General features: G+C 68.2%; 23 protein-coding genes. 16 read left to right on the top strand and 7 right to left on the bottom strand.

Features of this window, described 5'->3' with window-relative positions; genetic code table 11:
• Window positions 1–35: 35 nt before the first annotated feature.
• Entirely contained in the window at window positions 36–1,154 is a 1,119-nt protein-coding gene (locus ACIA58_RS27315; protein WP_396406643.1) for an epoxide hydrolase family protein, read from the top strand.
• Here ACIA58_RS27315 and ACIA58_RS27310 read toward each other — a convergent pair.
• On the bottom strand, window positions 1,144–2,088 hold the full coding sequence (locus ACIA58_RS27310; RefSeq protein ID WP_396406642.1) for a zinc-binding alcohol dehydrogenase family protein: 945 nt from the start codon (window positions 2,086–2,088) through the stop codon (window positions 1,144–1,146). The two genes, ACIA58_RS27315 and ACIA58_RS27310, sit on opposite strands and share 11 nt — an antisense overlap.
• 42 nt (window positions 2,089–2,130) lie before the next feature.
• Between ACIA58_RS27310 and ACIA58_RS27305 the strand changes: the two genes are divergently transcribed.
• From ACIA58_RS27305 to ACIA58_RS27295, 3 genes are all read left to right on the top strand, one after another.
• Window positions 2,131–2,757 carry a DUF2461 domain-containing protein gene (locus ACIA58_RS27305; protein WP_396406641.1) on the top strand — a complete coding sequence of 209 codons (627 nt, stop codon included), beginning with the start codon at window positions 2,131–2,133 and terminating at the stop codon, window positions 2,755–2,757.
• A gap of 93 nt (window positions 2,758–2,850) precedes the next feature.
• On the top strand, window positions 2,851–3,711 hold the full coding sequence (locus ACIA58_RS27300) for a helix-turn-helix domain-containing protein (protein WP_396406640.1): 861 nt from the start codon (window positions 2,851–2,853) through the stop codon (window positions 3,709–3,711).
• Window positions 3,712–3,859: 148 nt separating this feature from the next.
• Window positions 3,860–4,237 (top strand): hypothetical protein, encoded by a 378-nt coding sequence (locus ACIA58_RS27295; RefSeq protein ID WP_396406639.1) that lies wholly within the window; start codon window positions 3,860–3,862, stop codon window positions 4,235–4,237.
• 149 nt (window positions 4,238–4,386) lie between these two features.
• Here the strand turns inward: ACIA58_RS27295 and ACIA58_RS27290 are convergent, their stop codons facing one another.
• Complete coding sequence (locus ACIA58_RS27290) at window positions 4,387–5,259, bottom strand: helix-turn-helix domain-containing protein (protein WP_396406638.1); 873 nt, start codon at window positions 5,257–5,259, stop codon at window positions 4,387–4,389.
• Window positions 5,260–5,710: 451 nt separating this feature from the next.
• Here ACIA58_RS27290 and ACIA58_RS27285 point away from each other — a divergent pair, with 451 nt between their 5' ends.
• Together ACIA58_RS27285 and ACIA58_RS27280 are read left to right on the top strand one after the other, a co-directional pair.
• Complete coding sequence (locus tag ACIA58_RS27285; RefSeq protein ID WP_396406637.1) at window positions 5,711–5,905, top strand: hypothetical protein; 195 nt, start codon at window positions 5,711–5,713, stop codon at window positions 5,903–5,905.
• Between the two features lie 29 nt (window positions 5,906–5,934).
• Window positions 5,935–6,120: a hypothetical protein gene (locus ACIA58_RS27280; protein ID WP_130383591.1), complete on the top strand. Its 186-nt coding sequence runs from the start codon at window positions 5,935–5,937 to the stop codon at window positions 6,118–6,120.
• Between the two features lie 239 nt (window positions 6,121–6,359).
• Here the strand turns inward: ACIA58_RS27280 and ACIA58_RS27275 are convergent, their stop codons facing one another.
• Complete coding sequence (locus tag ACIA58_RS27275) at window positions 6,360–6,593, bottom strand: DUF397 domain-containing protein (RefSeq protein WP_134104684.1); 234 nt, start codon at window positions 6,591–6,593, stop codon at window positions 6,360–6,362.
• Window positions 6,594–6,863: 270 nt separating this feature from the next.
• Here ACIA58_RS27275 and ACIA58_RS27270 point away from each other — a divergent pair, with 270 nt between their 5' ends.
• The 3 genes from ACIA58_RS27270 (at window position 6,864) to ACIA58_RS27260 (ending at window position 9,929) form a co-directional block, all read left to right on the top strand.
• A complete protein-coding gene (locus ACIA58_RS27270; RefSeq protein ID WP_396406636.1) occupies window positions 6,864–7,685 on the top strand; it encodes a SigB/SigF/SigG family RNA polymerase sigma factor in 822 nt (273 codons plus the stop codon).
• Window positions 7,686–7,967: 282 nt separating this feature from the next.
• On the top strand, window positions 7,968–8,705 hold the full coding sequence (locus ACIA58_RS27265) for a hypothetical protein (protein ID WP_396406635.1): 738 nt from the start codon (window positions 7,968–7,970) through the stop codon (window positions 8,703–8,705).
• Between the two features lie 117 nt (window positions 8,706–8,822).
• Window positions 8,823–9,929, top strand: coding sequence for an NAD(P)/FAD-dependent oxidoreductase (locus ACIA58_RS27260; protein ID WP_396406634.1), 1,107 nt, complete (start codon window positions 8,823–8,825; stop codon window positions 9,927–9,929).
• On the opposite strand, the gene ACIA58_RS27255 is transcribed toward ACIA58_RS27260, so the two are convergent.
• The gene (locus ACIA58_RS27255) at window positions 9,895–10,725 is read right to left on the bottom strand and encodes a helix-turn-helix domain-containing protein (RefSeq protein WP_396406633.1); all 831 of its coding nucleotides are present in this window, start codon (window positions 10,723–10,725) and stop codon (window positions 9,895–9,897) included. The two genes, ACIA58_RS27260 and ACIA58_RS27255, sit on opposite strands and share 35 nt — an antisense overlap.
• A gap of 154 nt (window positions 10,726–10,879) precedes the next feature.
• Between ACIA58_RS27255 and ACIA58_RS27250 the strand changes: the two genes are divergently transcribed.
• From ACIA58_RS27250 to ACIA58_RS27235, 4 genes are all read left to right on the top strand, one after another.
• Window positions 10,880–11,623 (top strand): ABC transporter ATP-binding protein, encoded by a 744-nt coding sequence (locus ACIA58_RS27250; RefSeq protein WP_396406632.1) that lies wholly within the window; start codon window positions 10,880–10,882, stop codon window positions 11,621–11,623.
• The gene (locus tag ACIA58_RS27245; protein WP_396406631.1) at window positions 11,620–12,450 is read left to right on the top strand and encodes an ABC transporter permease; all 831 of its coding nucleotides are present in this window, start codon (window positions 11,620–11,622) and stop codon (window positions 12,448–12,450) included. Before ACIA58_RS27250 ends, ACIA58_RS27245 begins: the two co-directional genes overlap by 4 nt.
• 7 nt (window positions 12,451–12,457) lie before the next feature.
• Window positions 12,458–13,453 carry a zinc-dependent alcohol dehydrogenase family protein gene (locus ACIA58_RS27240; RefSeq protein ID WP_396406630.1) on the top strand — a complete coding sequence of 332 codons (996 nt, stop codon included), beginning with the start codon at window positions 12,458–12,460 and terminating at the stop codon, window positions 13,451–13,453.
• Between the two features lie 196 nt (window positions 13,454–13,649).
• Entirely contained in the window at window positions 13,650–13,913 is a 264-nt protein-coding gene (locus ACIA58_RS27235) for a hypothetical protein (protein WP_396406629.1), read from the top strand.
• A 78-nt stretch (window positions 13,914–13,991) separates the two neighbouring features.
• On the opposite strand, the gene ACIA58_RS27230 is transcribed toward ACIA58_RS27235, so the two are convergent.
• Window positions 13,992–15,359 (bottom strand): FAD-dependent oxidoreductase, encoded by a 1,368-nt coding sequence (locus ACIA58_RS27230; protein WP_396406628.1) that lies wholly within the window; start codon window positions 15,357–15,359, stop codon window positions 13,992–13,994.
• A 71-nt stretch (window positions 15,360–15,430) separates the two neighbouring features.
• Here ACIA58_RS27230 and ACIA58_RS27225 point away from each other — a divergent pair, with 71 nt between their 5' ends.
• Complete coding sequence (locus ACIA58_RS27225) at window positions 15,431–16,324, top strand: cupin domain-containing protein (protein ID WP_396406627.1); 894 nt, start codon at window positions 15,431–15,433, stop codon at window positions 16,322–16,324.
• A gap of 33 nt (window positions 16,325–16,357) precedes the next feature.
• Window positions 16,358–17,176 (top strand): MerR family transcriptional regulator, encoded by an 819-nt coding sequence (locus ACIA58_RS27220; RefSeq protein WP_396406626.1) that lies wholly within the window; start codon window positions 16,358–16,360, stop codon window positions 17,174–17,176.
• Here the strand turns inward: ACIA58_RS27220 and ACIA58_RS27215 are convergent.
• Window positions 17,160–18,683, bottom strand: a complete 1,524-nt coding sequence (locus ACIA58_RS27215; protein ID WP_396406625.1) for an alpha-N-arabinofuranosidase — start codon at window positions 18,681–18,683, stop codon at window positions 17,160–17,162. The genes ACIA58_RS27220 and ACIA58_RS27215 overlap by 17 nt on opposite strands.
• Window positions 18,684–18,784: 101 nt before the next feature.
• Between ACIA58_RS27215 and ACIA58_RS27210 the strand changes: the two genes are divergently transcribed.
• Window positions 18,785–19,810, top strand: coding sequence for a LacI family DNA-binding transcriptional regulator (locus ACIA58_RS27210; RefSeq protein WP_396406624.1), 1,026 nt, complete (start codon window positions 18,785–18,787; stop codon window positions 19,808–19,810).
• A gap of 125 nt (window positions 19,811–19,935) precedes the next feature.
• Here the strand turns inward: ACIA58_RS27210 and ACIA58_RS27205 are convergent, their stop codons facing one another.
• Entirely contained in the window at window positions 19,936–20,913 is a 978-nt protein-coding gene (locus ACIA58_RS27205; RefSeq protein WP_396406623.1) for an aldo/keto reductase, read from the bottom strand.
• Between the last annotated feature and the right edge of the window lie 5 nt (window positions 20,914–20,918).

Here is a 20,918-nt window from a genome sequence, read left to right as displayed (position 1 = left end):
CGCGCCGGTACGACCCGATGTGACACCGTGCCGGTGTGACGATCGAACCGTTCCGGCTGGACGTGCCGGAGAGTGACCTGGACGACCTGCGCCGGCGCCTCGACCTGGTCCGGTGGCCCGCGGAGCTGCCCGGCGTGGGTTGGTCCCGCGGGGTTCCGCTGGCCTACCTCCAGGACCTGGTTGCGTATTGGCGGGACGGGTACGACTGGCGGGCAGCTGAAGCGCAGTTGAACGAGTGGCCGCAGTACAAGACCTCGATCGACGGTGCTGACATTCATTTCGCCCACCTCCCGTCGGCCGAGCCGGACGCCCTGCCCCTCGTCCTGACGCACGGCTGGCCGGGGTCGATCGTCGAGTTCACCGAGGTCGCCAAGCTCCTGCCCGACTTCCACCTGGTGATCCCGACGATTCCGGGCTTCACGCTGTCCGGGCCGGTGCGCGAGCCCGGCTGGGAGTTCAAGCGCGTCGCCCGCGCATGGACCGAGCTGATGACCCGGCTCGGCTACCAGCGGTACGGCGTACAGGGCGGCGACTGGGGTGCTGCGGTTTCGCGGGAGGTCGGGCGGACCGACCCGGACCGCGTGATCGGCGTACACCTCAACCTGATCCCCGGCGCGGGCGCGACGTCGGAGCCGGCACCGGAGGAGCTCGAACCGCTCGACCCGGCCGAGCGCGAACGCACGTGGGCCTCGTGGCGACGGCAGCAGGCGTTCGCCACCGAGCAGCAGGGGTACGCCGACCTGCAGTCGACCCGCCCGCAGACGTTGGCCTACGCGCTGACGGACTCGCCCGTGGGCCAACTGGCGTGGATCGCGGAGAAGTTCGCGACGTGGAGCGATCCGTCAACGCCGATCGACCGCGACGCCCTGTTGACCAACGTCATGCTCTACTGGCTCACCCGTACCGCGGGATCGGCCGGCGCGATCTACTACGAGCGCGCGCACGCCTCGTACTGGGGTCAGCCGGCTGAGCCGTCGCGGACGCCGACGGCGCTCCTCGATCTCGCGCACGAGAACTTCGTCCCGCTGCGGCACAAGGTCGCTCACACCGACAACATCGTCCGGTGGACCAGCCATCCGCACGGCGGTCACTTCGCCGCTCTCGAACAGCCGGAGGTGCTGGCCGCGGACATCCGTGCCTTCATCAAGGCTTGAGCACGAGCTTGCCGGTGGTCCGGCGAGCCAGGAGATCCTCGTGAGAGTGCCGAGCCTCCTCGAGCGGGTACTCCCCGCCGACGAGCGGTGTGAGCTTCTTGGCGGCCGTGAGCGCGAGGAGCTCGGTCAGCGGTTCGACGTACCCGCCCGGGAGGTCCATCGCGGGAACCAGCCAGAAGCCTGCGACCGAAAGGTTGCGCTGGGCAAGCGCACTCGGATCGACGGACGGCCGTCCTTCACGGCCGGCGTTGCCGTAGTTGACCAGCCGACCGAATCCGGCAAGGCACTCGAGACCGGCCAGCATTGTCGCGCCGCCGGTCGAGTCCAGCACGACGTCGACCCCATCCGTTGCCTTGAGCACCCTCTCGGCGTAGCCGTCCGGGTTGTTGTCTACGGCAACGTCCGCTCCGAGCCGCAGGGCGAGCTCTCGCTTGGCGTCCGTCGATGCCGTCGCAATGACCCGCCCGGCCCCGAAGTGCTTCGCGAGCTGAACGGCCAGTGAACCGACTCCGCCCGCGGCGGCGTTGACCAGGACGGTCTCGCCGGGGCTCAGACGCGCGCTGTTCTTCAGGACATGCCAAGCGGTCAGTCCCTGGATGAGCAGCGCGAGCGCCTGCCCGTCGCTGACCTCGTCCGGTACGTCGACAGCCCGGTGCGCCGGCGCGACGGCGTACTCGGCGTACCCTCCACCGGTCTCGAAGATGGGGGAGAGGATGCGGCGACCGTTCGTACGGCCGACGATCTCGACGCCGGGGACGAAGGGGAGCGTGACGCCACCGCGGTACGAGCCGTCGGTGCGATGGGTGTCGGCGAAGTTGACGCCGGCCGCACTCACCTCGACCAGCAGCTGATCCCGTCCGGCGACCGGCGGATCGAGCTCGGTCGGGACGAGGACCTCGGGACCGCCGAACTGGGTGACCTGGATCGCGCGCATGGGGGTGTCGGTCCGATCTGCCGGGCGAACTATCGTTACCGCATGAGTTTTACCGGGTTTCCGGCTGCGGCGCTGGACTTCTACGACGATCTCGAAATGGACAACACCAAGTCCTTCTGGACGGCGCACAAACAGGTTTACGAGGAGTCGGTCCGCGCGCCGATGGCGGCGCTGCTGGCGGAGCTCGAGGAGGAGTTCGGGACGGCGAAGCTGTTCCGCCCGTACCGCGACGTGCGTTTCGCCAAGGACAAGACGCCGTACAAGACCCACCAGGGAGCGTTCATCGACCTGGCTCCCTCGATGGGCTGGTACGTCCAGGTGTCCGCGCCCGGCGTACGAGTAGCCGCCGGCTTCTACGACGCAACCTCCGAACGCCTCGCGCGGGTCCGCACCGCCATCGACGACGACCGCCGAGGCAAACAACTGGAGAAACTCCTCGCCAAACTCACCAGAGCCGGCTGGACCGTAGGCGGCGACAAACTGAAGACCAGCCCCCGAGGCTACGACCCGGACCACCCCCGCATCGACCTACTCCGCCACAAGTCCCTCACGGTCTCCAAGTCCTACGGCTTCGAGCCCATCATCCACACCCCCCAACTAGCCACCCAGATCCGCACCGACTGGCAAGCCACCAAACCCCTCCTAACCTGGCTCACCGACAACAGCTGACGGACCGTGAGGGCGCTTGTACCGTGCGAATCCGACCAGTGATAATGGCGGCGATCTCGAATCCATGAGGTCGGAAACGCGAGGTTGTGGAAAATGCCGAGGCCAGCTGGTCCGCCGACCGTTCGGCTTCGTCGGCTTGCAGCTGAGCTGAAGAACCTCCGCGTCGAGGCGCAACTGACCCGCGAGCAGGTCCAGGAACAGAGCGGCGTCAACCAAGGAACCCTCTGGCGCATCGAAAAGGGCCAGGCCAAACCCCACACCGGCACCCTCGAAACCCTCTTCGATCTGTACGACGTCCCACAACCCCGCCGCGCCGAACTCCTCGAGATGATCCGGGGAGCGAGGCAGCCCGGCTGGTTGCGCCAGTTCAAGGACGTGATTCCTCAGGAATACGCCGCCTACATCAACTTCGAGTCAGAGGCGAAGCTCGTCCACAACTACGAATCGTCGTACATCCCGGGACTCCTGCAGACGGAGGAGTACGCGAGGGCGACAGTGGCTGATTTCCTGCCGCTGGAGCCTGAGGTGATCGAGCGGAACGTGCAGGCGCGGATGGAGCGTCAAATCGCGCTGACCGGAAAGCGGCAGGGACGAGCGCCGCTCGAGTTCTGGGCAGTCATCGACGAGGCCGCGCTCCGCCGGGAGGTCGGCAGTCGAACTGTCATGCGGGCCCAACTCGGCCGCCTGCTGGAGATGAGCGAGCGCTCGAACGTCACGCTCCAGGTGATCCCCTTCGACCGCGGAGCCCATCCCGGAATGACCGGAGCGTTCGTCCGGCTCGCCTTCGGGTCGATGGCACCCGACCTCGTGTACGTCGAGAGCCTCGCCGGCGACATCTTCCTGGAATCCGAGGCGGAGATCGACCGGTACGGGCTGGTGTTCGATCACCTCCGGGCGATCGCGCTCAGCCCACGCGACTCGACGGCCATGATCGCCGATCTGACCAGGCAGTAGTTATCCACAACCTCGCGTTTCGGCCGCGTTCCGGTACGAAGTCGTCCTCGAAAGGCGCAGAACAGGCTCCGAATGGCGCCTGAGTGAGCCGTTCGGGCCGCCTGGATTCGTATGGTGCCGGTGCTCGTCCGGTCCGTACGGTCGTTGCATGGCGATCGCGGAGATGAGTCTGGAGTTCTGGCCCGGCAGTTCACCGGGTCCGGGCTCGGGCTCTCAACGCATCCTGTACTGCTACGCCCACGAGCGCCTCGCTCGGCGGCTGCGTGATCTCGTCGAGGTTCAGAAGGCCGCGTTCCATGCGGCGGAGCAACGCGGCTATCGCCTCGGGCCGCTCTTCGTCGAACAAGACGACTCCGGCCAAGCCATGCAGGCGCTGATCGACGCTGCCATGGCACACGCAGGCAGGGCGGCAGTCGCGGTGCCTCATCGCGGACACCTGATCCTGCTCGGCGCACCGCGCGAGTGGCAGCAGTTCCTCGAGGAACTGGTCGATCATCCACTGATCTTCACCGGCCACACCTCATGACCAGCGGGGCGGCATGCCGGATCCCTGTCGCCCGTGCCCGTCCTGCCTTCCACACAGTGCAGATCGGGAAGGACCGCATGCCCAACACGTCGACCCGACGAACGCAGCCGCTTGTCCCTCGGCCCCGGTGGGTCTGGGACTGGTTTACGTCAGCGTTCGAAGTCTTTGCGGATGTCGGTGAGGATGTCGCGGGTTTTGTTCGGGGGTGGGGCGGCGACGCAGAGGGCTTCCATGGTGGCGGTGTACTGGTCGAGGTCTTCCAGCTTGTCCAGGTAGAGGGCGCTGGTGAGGTGCTCGATATAGACCATGTCCGGGAGGTCCTGCTCCGGGAAACGGAGGATGCTGTAGGCGCCGCCGGTGGCTGCGTGGCCGCCGACGCTGAAGGGCATCACCTGGAGCGTGACGTTGGGCAGCTGCGAAGCATCGATCAGGTGGTCGAGCTGCTCGATCATGCTCTTGACGCCGCCGATCGGCCGGCGAAGTACAGCCTCGTCCACGACGGCCCAGAGGCGAACCGGCTCCGGGCGGGTCAGGACGCCCTGGCGGTTGCTCCGCAGCGTCACGCGACGCTCGACCTCCTCGCCCGGGATCATGCCTCGACCGAGCTGGACCACCGCACGGATGTAGTCGGGCGTCTGCAGCAGGCCGGGAATGAACTGAAGCTCGTAGACACGGATCAGCTGCGCTGCGGCTTCGAGGTCCAGGTAAGAGTGGAACCAGCTCGGCAGCACGTCGCCGTAGCGGTGCCACCAGCCCGGGTTGTTCGCCTCGCGCGCGAGACGAAGGAGCCGCTCGCGCTCCTCCTCGTCGTCGAGTCCGTAAAGACTGAGCAGGTCGCCGACGTCGCGTTCTTTCAGGCCGACGCGGCCCAGCTCCATCCGGCTGATCTTGGACTCCGACGAGCGGATCTCCCAGCCGGCATCGGAGCGGCTGATACCGGCGGCCGCCCGCATGCGGCGAAGGTGCGCTCCGAGAATGACGCGAAGCGCGGTCGGTCCGCTTTGCGCGCCCGACTCCGTCACCCCAACCTCCCAGCGGCCCCAGCGGTCTCCATCAACAGCAACCTCACCCGCAAGTGCACATCATCGCACGGCGGGGTGCTGATCTGCCGAAGTTCTTACACAAGAGCGGCGAATCCGCAGCAGCGATCACGGAGCGTCAGCCTAGCCGATGCCGCCATTGCCCAATTTGTCAGTACATAGTATGCGACCGGCACGCCCTCGAACACCGTTCGCCAAGCGTCGGTTGAGTCTGATCCAGGCGGAAAGGAGTCCGTTGTGGTCTCGAATTGGAAAACGTGCGGATGCACGTGCATCGGGCGCTTGCATTCGTCGCGTGCCGACGCCATGATTGCTTCATGCACAGAAGGTGAGCTGAATCTCGCGAAACGTGACATCGCGTGATCCGGCAGGCCGGTCCTTACAGAGCGCCAATGGCCCCCCGTTGGCTTGACTGGTTGGGGAACCCGAGTCGATGAACGACAACGACAGTGAAGTTGTGGAGCAGACCGCAGGCCTGGCCGGCGGCCGCGCGCCCGAGGAGCTGACGGAGCGGGAGATCCAGGATCTGGTCGCGCGTTGCCCTGAGCAACAGCGCTGGGCCTTCGAGGGCTGGTTGCGCGGCGTTCGCCAACTCGACGGCGACCCCATCGTGAGCCTGGCTCCATGACCACCGACAGAGCAGTAGGAGGACGGAAAATGGTGCGGATCTGGCTGGGCGACCACCTGATCGCCGAGTACGTCGCCGAGCCGGACCGCGCGTCGCGGTACCAGCGGGTGATGACGCCGAAGTTCACCGGATTGCGAATCACCGTTGACAATGCGGCCACCGGGAAGGCATCCGAGCTGCCGAGCGAACAGCTCTGGCCGCTCACCGTCCAATAGTTCCGTACCCGCCCCTCAGGCACGCCAGGGCTGACTCTCGCCGGAGAGTCGGCCCTGGCGTTTTCATGTGCCGGGCTGATCGTCCAGTCCTGCGCCGAACGGCTCGCCGGCCGCCGCGTGACGTAGTTGCGCCGGCCGCCCAGCTCCAGCAGTGAGCCGGCCTCCGGGCGCACGAAAGGGCCCCTTCGTCACTCGCCTGGCGAAGGGGCCCTTGCTTCGGTGTTGCCGCTGTGTGTTGTTCAGGCGAGATAGTCGAACTCGCCGTCCTGAACGCCGCCGAGGAACGCCTCGATCTCGGCCTTCGTGAACACCAGGGCCGGGCCTTGGGTGAAGCGCGAGTTGCGCATCGCCACACCACCGTCCGGCAGCTTCGCTACCTCGACGCAGTTGCCTTGGGGGCCGCTTCGCTGGCTCTTCTTCCAGATCAGCTCACTGTTCGAGTCGCCGGGCATGCCGTTGTAGATCGCAGTCATCAGCTGCACCTTCCATACGTCCTTGGCATATGCACGTGCATTTGGCCTTGCATCTGCATCGTACACACTTTTGGGTCACGTGTCCGCTTCCTTACTTCGTGTGATCGAGTTGAGGTCAAACGCCCGTTCTCCGGCGTGTCCGGTCGCGATCAGTGACAATTTCAGGTCGCATGCATGAGAATCGGAGAGCTGGGTACGACTCCCCTTGCAGGCATGACCGTGGTTCAGCGAAGTGCCACGCCGTGACGAGACAGTCGCGAGGTCATACCAATGGTCACGAGCATCATGGAGCGGGTTTCCACCCGCCGAGCCACTCCGGCCGATCGGGCCGCACGTGAAGCAGCTACCCGGGAGCTGATGGAACGCCGGGCTGCCAGTACCGACGAAGGTGAGCGGCAGGAACTTCTCGAACAAGTCGTCGAGCTCAACCTGGAAATGGCGCAGGGCATCGCGCGCCGTTTTCGTGGGCGCGGCGCAGAGGCGGACGACCTCGAACAGGTCGCCTACCTGGGGCTGGTGAAGGCAGCCCATCACTACCGGCTGGAGGCGGACACCCCGTTCATCGGGTTCGCCATCCCGACCATCCGCGGCGAGGTCAAGCGGTACTTCCGCGACTGCGCCTGGACGGTCCGGATCCCACGCCGGCTGCAGGAGATGCAGGGCACGATCGCAACCAAGCTGCCCGAGCTCGAGCAGCAACTGAACCGCGAACCGACGCCGAGCGAGATCGCCGAGCACCTCGAGGTCGAGGTGGCCGAGGTCGAGCAGGCCCTCGCGGCGAAGGGCTGTTTCAACGTGTTGTCGCTGGACCGCCCGGCCGAGGCCGACGCGGAACTGACGCTGGCCGACGTGGTCGCCGACGACGACGACGCGAGCATCGACCAACTGGAAACGGTCGAGATGCTCGAGCCGGTGCTCGCCGATCTGGGCGAGCGCGATCGCCGGATCCTCCAACTGCGCTTCATCGAAGGCTGGACGCAGTCGGAGATCGGCAACGACATCGGCGTCAGCCAGATGCAGGTCTCGCGGGTCCTGCGCAGGATTCTCGACGACCTGCGCGACAAACTGGCCCCGACCCAGGCCGCCGCCTGAGAGTTGCCCGCAGCAACTGTGCCTTGGTGGTAGTAGAGGCGCCAGGTGCCGTCGGTCCGTCGCCAGATAGAACTGGGACGGACCGGCGCACCGTCAGTTCGGCGTGCCCCGAACCTCCCGGAAGCCGCACCGCAACTCCGCCTGACCGTGATTGGCACCTCGTCGTCCGTCCGGCTGATCCCAAAGTCGGGAAGGGAGCGGCGGGGGATGCTCACCCAGGGTGTGGGGGAGTTGCACAATGGAGGGGGACGAGGGGATAGGTAGTTGTTGTTGGCGTTGCGCATGTTCAAGACCGTGCCCGCGGACGCGGTCTCGGTACTGCGCGCCTACCCGCCGATGGTGGTGTGCTTCGCAGCAGCGTTGACCGGCACCGCGATGGTGTTCGACGTCTTCTACCTCGTCGCCAGCCCCGGCCTCACGCTCGCTCTTGTATATACGGTGCCGGTGCTTGCCGGTCTCATCGCGGGACTGGTCGCGGCGGCCGATGACGTCGACCTGGAGCGACGGGTACTACTCTGCACGGTCGGCCTGGCGATCGCGCTCGGCCTCACCAACGCCATCGTGGTGGCAATGATCGCCGCGATGGTCCGCACCGACCCGTCGAACTGGGGCTCCGGCGGCCAGTCGGTCCTGTTCGCCGCCTGCACCGTGCTCGCGGTCGCCGTCTCGATCGTTGCCTGCCGCAAACTGATCGACGCACTCGGCCTCGAACTGCGGACGCGGCTCCCGCATCGCCGTCGGCCTGTCCCGGCGCCGACTGTTTCACTCGTGGCACCGCGGCCCCGCGTGAGCAAGGAGTCGGCCGCCCGCGCCCGGCCTGTCCCACCGCCGCCGCCACCACCGGTCGTCGCGCAGGATGACGAGGAGACGATCCCGATCTTCGTCCCGCCGCCCCTCAAGGTGGTCGACCCCGACGAGGCCCGCCCGGTGACCGCCTCCGGCCAGGTCACCCCGCACACCTCGCGCATGCGCCGCACCACCCGCCGCAGCAACAAGCCCGGCCGCCGCCCCGGCACGTAGCGCGCTGCCCCGGCGGGTAGCGCGCCATCCCGGCAGGTAGCGCCCCGTCCAGGCAGGTAGCGCCGCAGGTCGCTGGTCGGGCGCGCGGCACATTCGGAGTACTGCGAGACTGATCCTGTGTGGGATCTGGTGATTGTGGGGGCCGGCCCGGCCGGGGCCGCGGCTGCGCTGGGGGCGTTGAGGGCGGATCCGAGCTTGTCGGTGCTGCTCGTCGACCGGCACGACTTTCCGCGGGACAAGGCGTGCGGCGACGGAATCGCGCCGCATGTGCTCGACCTTCTCGCGGAGGTCGGCGTCAAGGGGATCCTCGACGACTGGACGCCGGTACGGCGGTTTGTGCTGAACCGCGGGAGTGCCGGCGTGGATCGGGAGATGGCGCGGCCGACCTGGGTGGTGCCGCGGACGGTGTTCGACCAGCGTCTCGTCCAGGCTGCGCAAGAGGCCGGAGCTCACCTGATCCGGCGGCGGATCCGCAGCCTCGCGATCCAGCGGCAGTCCGTCACGGTCGACGGCGATCTGGACAGCCGGTTCGTGGTCGGGGCGGACGGCGCCCATTCCGTCGTACGGCAGGAGCTCGGGGTCAAGCCGGGTCCCATCGCGCTCGCGATCCGTGGGTACGCCCCGACGCCGAGCGCGCGAGCGGCGAGTCAGGTCATCGCGTACGGTCCGGGCCGGCAGCCGTCGTACGCGTGGTCCTTCGACCGCGGCGACGGCTGGTCGAACGTCGGGTACGGCGAGCTCCTCGCGGGCACCCGCCCGACCCGGGCCGACCTGCTCGAGAACCTGGAGACCCTCCTGCCGGGGGCGACCGACGGCGGCAAGTCGTGGTGGGGCCATCACCTGCCGCTCGCCGGCCGGAGGTGGCGCCCAGCGAGCGGTCCGGTGCTGCTCGCCGGTGACGCGGCCGGCCTGATCAACCCGATGACCGGCGAGGGCATCTATTACGCGGTGGCGACCGGCCTGATCGCCGGTAAGTCGATCGCGGATGCGCTGCGGGCGGGCAACTCAGACGCAGGTACGCCGTACCGTCGCCGGACGTCCCGTCTGCTGTCGAGGCACCTGCGCCACACTGCACTCGTCGCCCAGCTCAGTCGCTCGGACCGCATCCTCGACGCGGGCATCCGTGCGGCCAACGCGGATCAGCGCATCTTCGACGACCTGGTCGAGCTAGGGCTCGCGGACGGCTACCTCACTCGCCGCTTGCTCCGGAAGCTGCTGCCTTGACCGCGTAGTCCACGGCATCGGTCACCCGCTCGACCGGCCAGTCGAGGCTGCGAGCCAGCTCCGACGAGCTGAGCGGCCGATCGGCCTGCCAAAGGACAGCGAGGACAGAGAGACAGTCCTGGAACCCTGCGCCGCCGGACATGTCCTCGCTGAGCCGTTGGAAGAACTCGGCCATCTGCGTCAGCCGCTCGCCCGCCGGGGTGTCGCGTCCGACGACGCCGACGCCCTCGGCTGCGGTCTCGGCCCAGTTGACGTTGGTCCGGGCACTGACCTCCCACGCCTTCAGCCAGACGTCCTCGGCGATCACGTAGTGCTGGAGCCGCCGCTGCGGATCGGGCTCGCGATGAACCATGCCCACCCGCTCGAGGTAGCCGATCGCCTTCGAGATCGACGCCGGGCTGACGCGCAACTCCCGGACCAGGTCCGCCGCGGTGAGCGTGCGCGAGTCGGACGTATAGAGCAGTGCAAGCACCCGCGACGCCATCCGCGGCAACCCGCCGTCGACCATCATCGCCGCGAACCTCTCGACGTACGCCGCCCGCGGATCGCCGAACTGTCCCGCACTCTGCGCCGTACGACGATCCCCGTCGGGCCGCCGCCGTCGCGCCCGCGAAGCCGTCGCGTACTGCGCATGATCCGCCCGGTACCCGCCCGCGCCGCCGTTGCGTGCGACCTCCCGGCTGATCGTCGACGTCGGCCGCTCGAGTTGCCGCGCGATCTCGGCGTACCCGGATCCCTCGGCCAGCCCGGCCGCGATGTCGAGCCGGTCCTGATGACTCAGCCGTCCTCCGGGCATCCGGAACCTCCGCGCGTTTACTGTCAGGTCATTGCAATGAATTGCATTCTCTCGCACCCTCATTGCACAGAATGCCATGTTTTACAGGGTTTTGCGACCAAGCATCCGCACAAGATGATTGCCGATCGGGTGAACGCAACGTAATTTCGCGACCATGGTTATGACAGTGGACGGGCTGCGGATGCGGTACGGCCACACCGAGGTACTGCGCGATGTGTCCTTCACCGCCGGCCAGGGCGAGGTGGTCGCGTTGCTCGGCCCGAACGGTGCGGGCAAGAGCACGACGATCGAGATCCTCGAAGGCTTCCGGCTCCGCTCGGCGGGCCGGGTGGAGGTGCTCGGCGTCGACCCGGCCGCGGGCGACGAACGCTGGCGGTCGCGGATCGGCATCGTGCTGCAGTCCTGGCGAGACCACGGGAACTGGCGCGTGCGCGAGCTCCTGCAGCACCTCGGTTCCTACTACGCGCCGTACTCGACGCCGACCGCGCCGCGCCCGTGGCCCGCGGACGAACTGCTCGACGCAGTCGGGCTCACCTCGCAGGCCGGGCAGAAGATCAAGACCCTCTCCGGTGGTCAGCGCCGCCGGCTCGATGTCGCGATCGGGATCGTTGGGCGCCCCGACGTACTGTTCCTGGACGAGCCGACGACCGGGTTCGATCCGGAGGCGCGGTACGAGTTCCACGACGTCGTCCGACGGCTCGCGGCCGATCAAGGTACGACGATCCTGCTCACGACTCACGACCTCGACGAAGCGAGCAAACTCGCGCACCGCATCCTCGTCCTCAGCGCAGGCCGCATCATCGCGTCCGGGACCGCCGCCCAACTGATCGCGGCTGCCGACGAGGCGTCGCTCGAGGATGCCTATCTGGCCTTGGTTCGCGGACGGGAGCACCGATGAGATTCCGACCTGGCTGGCAGCGTGGGTTGATCGAGCTGCGGCAGTCGTTCACCAACCCGGCGGAGCTCGTCAGTCACTTCCTCTGGCCCGTGCTGATGCTGGTCGCGCTGTTCTTCCTCAGGCATCGCGACTTCGGCTCCACCGGCCTCCTGCTCGGAGCACTCGCGCTGCCGAGCATCCTCGGGATGAACGCCGCCATGGGGATGGTCAGCATGAGCCAGCTGCTCACGGCCGACCGCGCCGATGGGACGCTGCTCCGGGCGAAGGCCATACCAAACGGTATGGTCTGCTACCTCATCGGCAAGGTGGTGTCGGTGGCCGGTGGGTTGATCGTCGACCTGGCGATCCTGTTGATCCCCGGCCTGATCATTGTTGACGGGATCGCGCTCGGGTCGGCGCATTGGTTCACGCTGGTGTGGGTCTTGCTGCTGGGGCTGGTGGCGACGTTGCCGATCGGCGCGGTTCTCGGCTCGTCGCTGACCACCGCGCGCTCCCAGGGCCTGATCCAGTTGCCGATGCTCGCCTTGATTGCGATCTCCGGCATCTTCTATCCGATCACCGCGCTGCCCGGCTGGCTGCAGCTGGTCGGCCAGCTCACCCCGATCTACTGGATGGGCCTGGGCATGCGATCGGCGCTCCTCCCGTCCGAGGCGGCCGTGGTCGAGATCGGCGGGTCCTGGCGGCACCTCGAGACGGCCGCAGTCCTCGGCGTCTGGGCGGTGGCCGGCCTGCTGCTCGCCCCCGTCGTACTGCGGCGGATGGCCCGCCGCGAATCCGGCGCGAAGGTTGCCGAACGTCGCGAGCAAGCCCTCCGACGGGTCGCATGATGGGGACATGATGCAGGCGTGGGCAGTCGACCGTCCGGGTCCGATCGACAGCGGTCCACTGCGCAAGGTACGGCGTCCCGTGCCGGAGCCCGGACCCGGCGAGGTCCTGGTCAAGGTCGAGGCGTGCGGGATCTGCCGCACCGACCTGCACCTCAGCGAGGGCGACCTCCCACCGAAGCACCCCGGCGTCGTCCCCGGCCACCAGGCCGTCGGCACCGTGGTCGATGGGGGAACGGCTGATCGCTTCGCGACCGGCGACCGGGTCGGGATCGCCTGGCTTCGCGGTACGTGCGGCGTCTGCGAGTTCTGCCGCGCCGGCAGCGAGAACCTCTGCCCGCGATCGACGTACACCGGCTGGGACGCCGACGGCGGTTTCGCGGAGTACGCCGTCGTGCCGCAGGACTATGCCTACGCCTTGCCCACGGATCGCCCCGCCGAGGAGCTCGCGCCGTTCCTGTGTGCCGGGATCATCGGCTACCGCTCCCTGCTCCGCGCGAACCTGCCGCCAGGCGGACGGCTCGGCATCTACGGGTTCGGATCCAGCGCGCACCTGACCGCCCAGCTCGCGACCGCCCAGGGCGCTGAGCTGTTCGTGGTCACCCGAGGCGAGAAGAACCGCGGGCTTGCCCGCGAGTTGGGCGCCGCCTACGTGGGCGACCGGCCACCGGTGCCGCTGGACTCGGCCATCGTCTTCGCCCCGGCCGGCGACGTCGTCCCGCATGCCCTCGAAGCCCTCAAGCCAGGCGGCACCGTGGCGGTCGCAGGGATCTACCTGTCCGACGTACCGGTCCTGAACTACGAGCGGCACCTCTTCCACGAGCGTGATCTCCGCAGCGTCACGTCGAACACCCGCCGCGACGGAGAGGAACTGTTCCGCCTCCTGGCCCGCCTGCCGATCGCCGCGCACACGACCGTCGTGCCGTTCGACGCGGTCGACCGGGCCCTCGCCGACGTCGCGCACGGCCGAGCGAGCGGCTCGCTGGTTGCCGTCCTCGCTGGTTGAACCGGACCGGCCCGGGGAGCGTTAGAACTGGGTGAAGATTCCACCAGGCGGCCGGGCTGAACTTCAGAGCTGACTGCTAGCTGCGTTAGATTTGATCAAATCTTACCGAGCTGTCAGGGAGCGTGAGCATGCGTATGTGGGATCTGGCCAAGCAACAGTGGTCGGTCCTTGCTGCCGCGCCCCGGGTCGGTGGCCGGTGCTGAGCAGGGTCCTCGGCGCGGTGGGTGTGCTCCTGCTGATCGTCGGGGCGGTGTTCGCCGTTCGGCCGGTACACGCCGGCGGCGACAGCTGCGGTTCGGTCTTCCAGCCGGACAAGGGCATCACACCGATGCAGTGCGACACCCGGCTGAGCAGTCGCGGCGACCTGGTCACCGGGTTCGGCGCGGGCGGCGCCGCCTTCATCGCCGCCGCCCTAGCCGTAGCCGCCATCCGCGACCGCCGCGCCGTCGCCCCCTCCTGAGCCTGACCTTGAGCACCCACCAACCGTTTCCGGGGTCGATCGATGGTTGGCGGGTGCTCAAAGACGATCAAGAGATGATCAGCGGACGATGGTGGCGAGGACCTCGTTGAACGCCTCTGTCGAGGACGGGTGGGTGTAGATCGAGTCCCGTAGTTCGCTTGCCGTGATCCGGTGCCGCATCGCCAGCGTCACCATGTTGATCAGCTCCTGCGCGTCCACGCTCAGCAGGGCCGCCCCGAGGATCTCGTCGGTCTCGGCGTCGATCACGAACTTCATCACGCCGCGGGTCTCCTCGACGATGTACGCCCGGGGCATCGCGACGATGTCCGCCACGTTCTCCATCCCGATCCGGACCCGGTACCCCGCCTCGCGCGCGGCCTTCTCGGTCAGCCCGACCGTCGCCAGGGGAGGCGTCATGAACAGCGTCTGCGGTACGGCGACCCGATCGGCGGTCGACCGCTTCCCGTTGCCGAGCAACTGGTCGACGACGATCCGGCTGTCGTCCAGCGAGATGTAGGTGAACTGCGGTCCGCCGTTCACGTCGCCGAGCGCGAAGATGTGCGGCTGACTGGTCCGCAGGTACTCGTCGACCTCGACCGCCCCGCCGGCCGTCGTCCGCACCCCGGCGTTCTCGAGCTTGAGCTCGGCGGTGACCGGCGCGCGTCCGGTGGCGGCCAGGATCGCGTCGACCTTCAGCGTGTGTTCACGACCGCCCTTGCGGTAGACGACGGTGTCCTCGTCGCGGATCTCCAGTACCTCGGCCTCGGCGACGATCTCGACGCCCTCGCCGGTCAGGATGTCGGCTGCCACCGCCGCGACGTCGTCGTCCTCGCGGCCGAGGATCCGGTCCGAGGACTCGAGCACCGTGACCTGCGTCCCGAACCGGCGGTAGATCGAGGCGAACTCGATGCCTTGGTACCCGCCGCCGATGACGGCGAGCCGACCGGGCAGCTGGGTGGTGTGGATCAGGTCGACGTTGGTCACGGTCCGCGGGCTCTCCCGCAGGCCGGGGATGGGCGGGATCACCGACTCCGAGCCGGTGTTGATCAGGATCGTGCCGGCGACGATCCGCACGTCGCCGACCTCGACGGTGTGGTCGTCGACGAACGACGCCGAACCGGTGATGACGGTGATGTTCTCCGCGTCGTTCAGTGCGTTGTAGTTCCCGGCCCGGAACGTCGAGGTCAGGGCCTTCACCTCCGCGATCGACCGCTCGAACCACTCTTCGGGCGAGTCGTCCGGCCGCCGCTTGCTGGAGTGGTGGACCAGTTGCTTGGTCGGCACACAGCCCACGTTCGGGCAGGTCCCGCCGTACATCTGGTCGGAGCGTTCGATCAGGATCACCCGGCGGCCGGCCCGGCCGAGCGCTCCGGCCGCCACCTTCCCGCCTTTGCCGAAACCGATCACGACGACGTCGGCCGTCAGGGTGTTGTCCGCGGAAGTCATGAGTTTGAGTCTGCGCGGTAATCTTGAGACGGAACAGTCGATAACAGCTCAATTTCCTGCTGAGGCGTCTCATGGATCTGATCAGCCATCTCGTCGGGCTGGCCCGCATCGGGGCCAGGCTCGACAAGCGCTGCCTGTTCGCGGGCGACACCGAGATGAAGGTTCCCGCGTACGGCGACGGCGAGGCCGCGTTCCACTTCATCCTCGACGGCGAGTGCACGCTGGAGTTGCCCGACCGCTCGATCCAGCTGACCTCAGGCGACGCGGTGCTGCTCGCTGACAGCCCGGCGCACATGATCCGTACGCCGGGCGGGGGCCGGCCGCGCGCGTCCGTCGAGACACCCGGTACGGCGTTCGACACCGTGACCAGCCCGTCCGGGGACGTGAGCACCGACATCTTCTGCGGCCACTACACGGGGGGATCGGGTTCCGGCGTACTGCTTCTGCGCAGCCTGCCCGATCCGCTGGTCGTGTCGTTCGGCACCGATGAATCGGTCCGGACGCTCGCCGGGCTGCTGCGCGCCGAGGCCCGCGAAGCAGGTCCTGGTACGGCGGCGATCCTGGACTCGCTGTGTGCCGCGCTGCTCGCGATGATGCTCCGCCGCGGCGGCCTGCCCGGCGCGGCGCCTTGGACCGCGCTGGCCGACCCGCGGATAGCAGCCGCGGTGGAAGCGGTACTGCGGGAGCCCGGCGCCGACTGGACCCTCGAGCGACTGGCGGCGACCGCGTCGATGTCCAGGGCAACCTTCGTCCGGCACTTCGCGCGGCTGACGCCGGTCAGCGTCGCTGCTTTCGTGACGCAGCTGCGGATGATGGTGGCCGCCGATCTGCTGACCGACGCCGACCAGACGGTGGCAACGGTGAGCGGCCGGGTCGGGTACCGCTCGGAATCGGCCTTCAGCAAGGCCTTCCGGTCGGCCACGGGCAGCACACCCGGAAGGTACCGCCGTACCCTCAAGGCTTGACCTTGACACTGTGTCAAGCCGGAAGGTGGCTGCATGTTCACCATCGGAGACTTCGCGGCGTTCGGTCAGGTGTCCGCGCGGATGCTGCGGCACTACGACGCGCTCGGCCTGTTGCGGCCGGCCGTCGTCGACGAGGCGACCGGGTACCGCTTCTACTCGGCCGACCAGTTCAGCCGGCTGAACCGGATCGTCGCGCTCAAGGATCTCGGGTTCACCCTGCAGCAGGTCGGCGAGATCGTCGACGCGAAGCTGTCGGCCGAGGAGCTGCGCGGCATGCTGCGGTTGCGGCAGGCCCAGCTCGAGGACGAGCTCGCCCGCAGCGCCGCCCGGCTGACGACCGTCGAGGCGAGGCTCCGACTCATTGAGAGGGAAGGTCACATGCCTACCGACGACGTCGTCCTCAAACACATCGCGCCGGCGCGGGTCGCCGAGCTGTCCGCGATCTCACCGAGCTACGACGGTGAGGACATCGGTCCCGTGCTGCAACCGCTGTTCGGCCAGCTCTTCGAGCGCCTCGGCGCGGCCGGCCTCAACCCGTGTGGCTCACCGGTCGCGTACTACGAGGCGGCCGACGGCGAGACGGTGCGCGTCCACGCCGCCGTACCTGTCGACGCCGGCACCACCGCCGACGTCGACATCCTCGAGCTGCCCGAGATCACGCGGGCGGCCACCATCGTCCACAAGGGGGACATGATGGAGGCCGACCGCAGCATGCAGACGCTGGCGCGGTGGATCGAGGACAACGGCTACCGCAGCCAGGGGTACGCGCGGGAGGTCACGCTCCAGTTCGACCCGGACAACCCGGCGAACTGGGTGCACGAGTTCCAGATCGCGGTCACAAAGCCAGACTGACCGTCGCGAAGGAATGCGGCGGCAGCGTGATCCGTAGGCCGCGGGGCCCCGGTTCCACCTCGAGCGGGGCCGGAGCCACCGCGTCCGGACCGCCGACCGTGTTGTGCGACTGCGGCTTCGATGCCGTCAGCAACCGTCCGGCCGGCTCGCGTACGTCCGCCCCGCGCAGATCCAGTACGACGTCCAGCGCCGCCACCGGATCGAGGTTGCTGACCGACACCAGCGCCCGTCCGTCCTTCACCGACGCCGAGGCCGACACCAGGTCCATCGTTTTCCCGTCCAGCTCGTACGCCGCCGGCTGCTCGACGACATGCGTCGGCACCGAGACCGCATCGTGGTGACCCTTGTTCATCTCGAACACGTGGTACGTCGGCGTGCGTACCACACCACCGTCGTTGTCGGTGAGCAGCATCGCCTGCAGCACGTTCACGGTCTGCGCGATGTTGGCCATCACCAACCGCTCCGCGTGCCGGTGGAACACGTCGAAGTGCAGGCTCGCCACCAGGGCGTCGCGCATCGCGTTCTGCTGGTACAGGAAGCCCGGGTTCGTCCCCGGCTCGACGTCCCACCAGGTGCCCCACTCGTCCAGCACCAGGCCGATCTTGCGGTCCGGGTCGTACGCGTCCATCACCGCGGAGTGGCCGCGGATGACCCGCTCGATGTCCTGTGCCTTGATGATGGTGCGGTAGTAGGCGTCCACGTCGAAGTCGGTGGCCGAACCCTTGTTCTGCCAGGTGCCCGCGACCGTGTAGTAGTGGAACGAGATCCCCTGGAAGAGGTTCTTCGGACCCTTCTCGCAGCCGAGGCAGCTGACCGCCTTGAGCAAAGCCTCGGTCCACGCGAGGTCGTCGTCGGAAGCCCCGGCCGCGATCCGGTACAGCTTGTTGTCGCCGTGATCCCGCAGGTACGTCGCGTACTGCCGCGCGAGGTCGGCGTACGCCTCGGCCCGCATGTTCCCGCCGCAGCCCCACGCCTCGTTGCCGATGCCCCAGAACGGGACCGTCCACGGCTCGTCCCGCCCGTTGGCCTTGCGCTCGCGGACCATCGGGCTGTCGCCGTCGCGGGTGAGGTACTCGACCCATTCGCTCATCTCCCGCACGGTCCCGCTGCCGACGTTCCCGTTCACGTACGGCGCTGCGCCGAGCAGCTCGCACAAGGCCATGAACTCGTGGGTGCCGAAGTGGTTGTTCTCCTCGACGTTGCCCCAGTGCGTGTTCACCATCGACGGCCGGTCTGCCTTCGGCCCGATGCCGTCCTTCCAGTGGTACTCGTCCGCGAAGCAGCCGCCCGGCCAGCGGAGGTTCGGGATGTCCAACGCGCGCAGCGCCTCGACCACATCGAGCCGGATGCCGCCTTCGTTCGGCAGGTCGGAGTCCTCGCCGACGTAGAAACCCTCGTAGATACACCTCCCGAGGTGCTCGGCGAAATGGCCGTACAGGTGCCGGCTGATGGCCGGACCCGGTACGTCGAGATCGATCACGATCCGGGCAGAAGATGCTATGGACAACGGATTTCTCCTTGAACTCGATAGTGCGGTGCGACGAGCGCAAAAGCGGCTACTGTACGGCGCAGTCTCAGCGGAGACTCCTTTTACGTAAGGTGGGTGACATGAACAAGGGCACGACCGCGGTGACGATGGCCGATGTCGCGCGGTCCGCGGGGGTGTCCACGATGACCGTTTCGAACGTGATCAACGGGCGGCCGCGGGTCGGCGCCGCGACGCGCGAACGGGTCCTGGCCGCGATCAGCGACCTTGGGTACCAGGTCAATCTGGCGGCCCGGCACCTGCGCGCGGGCCGGACCGGAGTGGTCGGCCTCGCGGTCCCGGAGCTCGAGCGCCCGTACTTCGCCCAGTTGGCCGGCCGGCTCGCGGACCGGTTCGAGGGGCACGGTCTGCGGATCGTGATGGAGCGCACCGGCGCCAGCCGCGAGGGCGAGGCCGACGCGGTCGCGTTCTCCCGCCTGCGGATGTACGACGGCCTGGTCCTCAGCGTGGTCGACAGCGACCCGGCCGAGCTGACCCAGCTCCGCAACGACTCGCCGGTCGTGATGATCGGCGAGCGGGCGCTGCCGTCGAAGTACGACCACGTGATGATGGACAACGTCGACGGCGCCCGGCAGGCGACCGCGCACCTGCTCGCCACCGGCGCCCGCCGGATCGCGATGCTCGGCGGCAACCCGGACTGGACCGCGAACATGCCTGCCCTGCGGGCCGAGGGGTACGGGATCGCCCACGCCGCGGCCGGCGTGCCGACCGATCCGGAGCTGACGGTCCGCTGCAGCTTCACGATGGCGGAGGGGTACAACGCGATCCGGTCGCTGCTCGATCGCGGGATCGGCTTCGACGCGGTGTTCGCACTGACCGACGTGGTCGCGCTCGGAGCGCTGCGGGCGCTTGCCGACGCGGATCTGCGGGTCCCCGACGACGTGCAGGTGATCGGCTTCGACGACATCGACGAGGCGTCGTACCTGGTCCCGGCGCTGTCCAGCATCAACCCGGGGCACGAGCAGATGGCGGACTCGATCGTCGAGTTGCTGATTGCCCAGATCAACGGCGGTCCGACCGGCGATCCACAGGAGCTGATCGCGCCGGCACGCCTGATCGAGCGCGGCACCACCAAGCCTGTCGTCTGAAACCACGGCCTACCTCGTCATGCAGCGGAAGTTGTTGCGCAGAGGTATATCGATAAACCTGGCTGCTGACAAGACCTCGGCCCGGAACCGTCGCTGAGCGGTTGCCGGGCCGAGGGAGTGGGTGACTAGTTCGCGATCAGGCCGGCGATCTCGGTCAACTGCTCACTCCCGAGCGGGCCGAAGGCCATCGCGCCGGCGTTCTGCTCCGCCTGCTCGACCGTCCGGAAGCCCGGGATCGGCACGGTCTTCTCGCTCCGCGCCCACAGCCAGGCCAGCGCTCCCTGCGCCAGTGTCCGGCCGTCGGTCTGCAGGAGCTCGCGGATCGCGGACACCTTGTCCCACCACTCGGGCGCCGGTACGCCGCCCTCGGCGAAGTACTGCAGCCACGACGGCGGCATGGTCCGGATGTCCGCGCCGGTCGCCGGCCTGCTCGCGTCGCGGCGGCCGAGGATCCCCATCCCGAGCGGGGTCCGGTTGATGCTCGCCAGGTCCTCGCGCTCACACAGTGCGAAGAAGTCCGGCGCGTCGTGCAGGACGCTCGCCTCGTGCTGTACGGCGGCGCAGTGCTCGCCCTGCGCGAAGAGCTCCGCGCTGTGCAGCGTGTCGGTGCTCCACGCGTAGCTGCGGATCAGGCCCTCGCGCACCAGCTCCTCGCACGCGTCGCGAAGCGGCAACGCGATCTCGTCGGTCGTGTCGAAGTGCAGCTGGTAGAGGTCCAGGTAGTCGGTCCCGAGGCGTTCGAGCGACGCCCTGACCGCCTTGTGCACGTACTCCGGTGTCGTGTCCTGGTGGTGCATGACCCGGGTCGACTCGTCGAACGTGTTGCCCCACTTGGTGGCGATCACGACCTGGTCGCGCATCCCGGCCAGAGCCGTCCCGAGCACGCGCTCGCTGTGCCCCGCGCCGTACACGTCCGCCGTATCGAAGAACGTCACCCCGAGCTCGACCGCCCGCCGGATCGCCTGCACCGACTCGTCGTCATCGACCTCGCCCCAGCCGAGCGGTTCGCCGGCCGGGTTGCTGAACGGACCGCCGATCGCCCAGCATCCGAATCCAACCGGGCTGACCTCGATCCCTGCTCGTCCCAATCCGCGCGTATCCATGCCGT

This window comes from Kribbella sp. NPDC051586 (assembly GCF_044453965.1).
Taxonomy (GTDB): Bacteria; Actinomycetota; Actinomycetes; order Propionibacteriales; family Kribbellaceae; genus Kribbella.
This window is presented reverse-complemented; position numbering and strand designations above follow the sequence as displayed.

Bases quoted from the DNA above. Each gene is read 5' to 3' on its own strand.
- ACIA58_RS27310 (WP_396406642.1), bottom strand. From the start codon at position 2,088: ATGCGCGCGATCCAGGTCACCCAGTTCGGCGGTCCCGAGGTCCTCGTC.
- ACIA58_RS27305 (WP_396406641.1), top strand. From the start codon at position 2,131: ATGAGTTTTACCGGGTTTCCGGCTGCGGCGCTGGACTTCTACGACGAT.
- ACIA58_RS27280 (WP_130383591.1), top strand. From the start codon at position 5,935: ATGGTGCGGATCTGGCTGGGCGACCACCTGATCGCCGAGTACGTCGCC.
- ACIA58_RS27210 (WP_396406624.1), top strand. From the start codon at position 18,785: ATGAACAAGGGCACGACCGCGGTGACGATGGCCGATGTCGCGCGGTCC.
- ACIA58_RS27205 (WP_396406623.1), bottom strand. From the start codon at position 20,913: ATGGATACGCGCGGATTGGGACGAGCAGGGATCGAGGTCAGCCCGGTT.
- ACIA58_RS27255 (WP_396406633.1), bottom strand. From the start codon at position 10,725: ATGCCCGGAGGACGGCTGAGTCATCAGGACCGGCTCGACATCGCGGCC.
- ACIA58_RS27270 (WP_396406636.1), top strand. From the start codon at position 6,864: ATGGTCACGAGCATCATGGAGCGGGTTTCCACCCGCCGAGCCACTCCG.
- ACIA58_RS27230 (WP_396406628.1), bottom strand. From the start codon at position 15,359: ATGACTTCCGCGGACAACACCCTGACGGCCGACGTCGTCGTGATCGGT.
- ACIA58_RS27250 (WP_396406632.1), top strand. From the start codon at position 10,880: ATGGTTATGACAGTGGACGGGCTGCGGATGCGGTACGGCCACACCGAG.
- ACIA58_RS27300 (WP_396406640.1), top strand. From the start codon at position 2,851: ATGCCGAGGCCAGCTGGTCCGCCGACCGTTCGGCTTCGTCGGCTTGCA.
- ACIA58_RS27295 (WP_396406639.1), top strand. From the start codon at position 3,860: ATGGCGATCGCGGAGATGAGTCTGGAGTTCTGGCCCGGCAGTTCACCG.
- ACIA58_RS27220 (WP_396406626.1), top strand. From the start codon at position 16,358: ATGTTCACCATCGGAGACTTCGCGGCGTTCGGTCAGGTGTCCGCGCGG.
- ACIA58_RS27240 (WP_396406630.1), top strand. From the start codon at position 12,458: ATGATGCAGGCGTGGGCAGTCGACCGTCCGGGTCCGATCGACAGCGGT.
- ACIA58_RS27275 (WP_134104684.1), bottom strand. From the start codon at position 6,593: ATGACTGCGATCTACAACGGCATGCCCGGCGACTCGAACAGTGAGCTG.
- ACIA58_RS27245 (WP_396406631.1), top strand. From the start codon at position 11,620: ATGAGATTCCGACCTGGCTGGCAGCGTGGGTTGATCGAGCTGCGGCAG.
- ACIA58_RS27285 (WP_396406637.1), top strand. From the start codon at position 5,711: ATGAACGACAACGACAGTGAAGTTGTGGAGCAGACCGCAGGCCTGGCC.
- ACIA58_RS27265 (WP_396406635.1), top strand. From the start codon at position 7,968: ATGTTCAAGACCGTGCCCGCGGACGCGGTCTCGGTACTGCGCGCCTAC.
- ACIA58_RS27225 (WP_396406627.1), top strand. From the start codon at position 15,431: ATGGATCTGATCAGCCATCTCGTCGGGCTGGCCCGCATCGGGGCCAGG.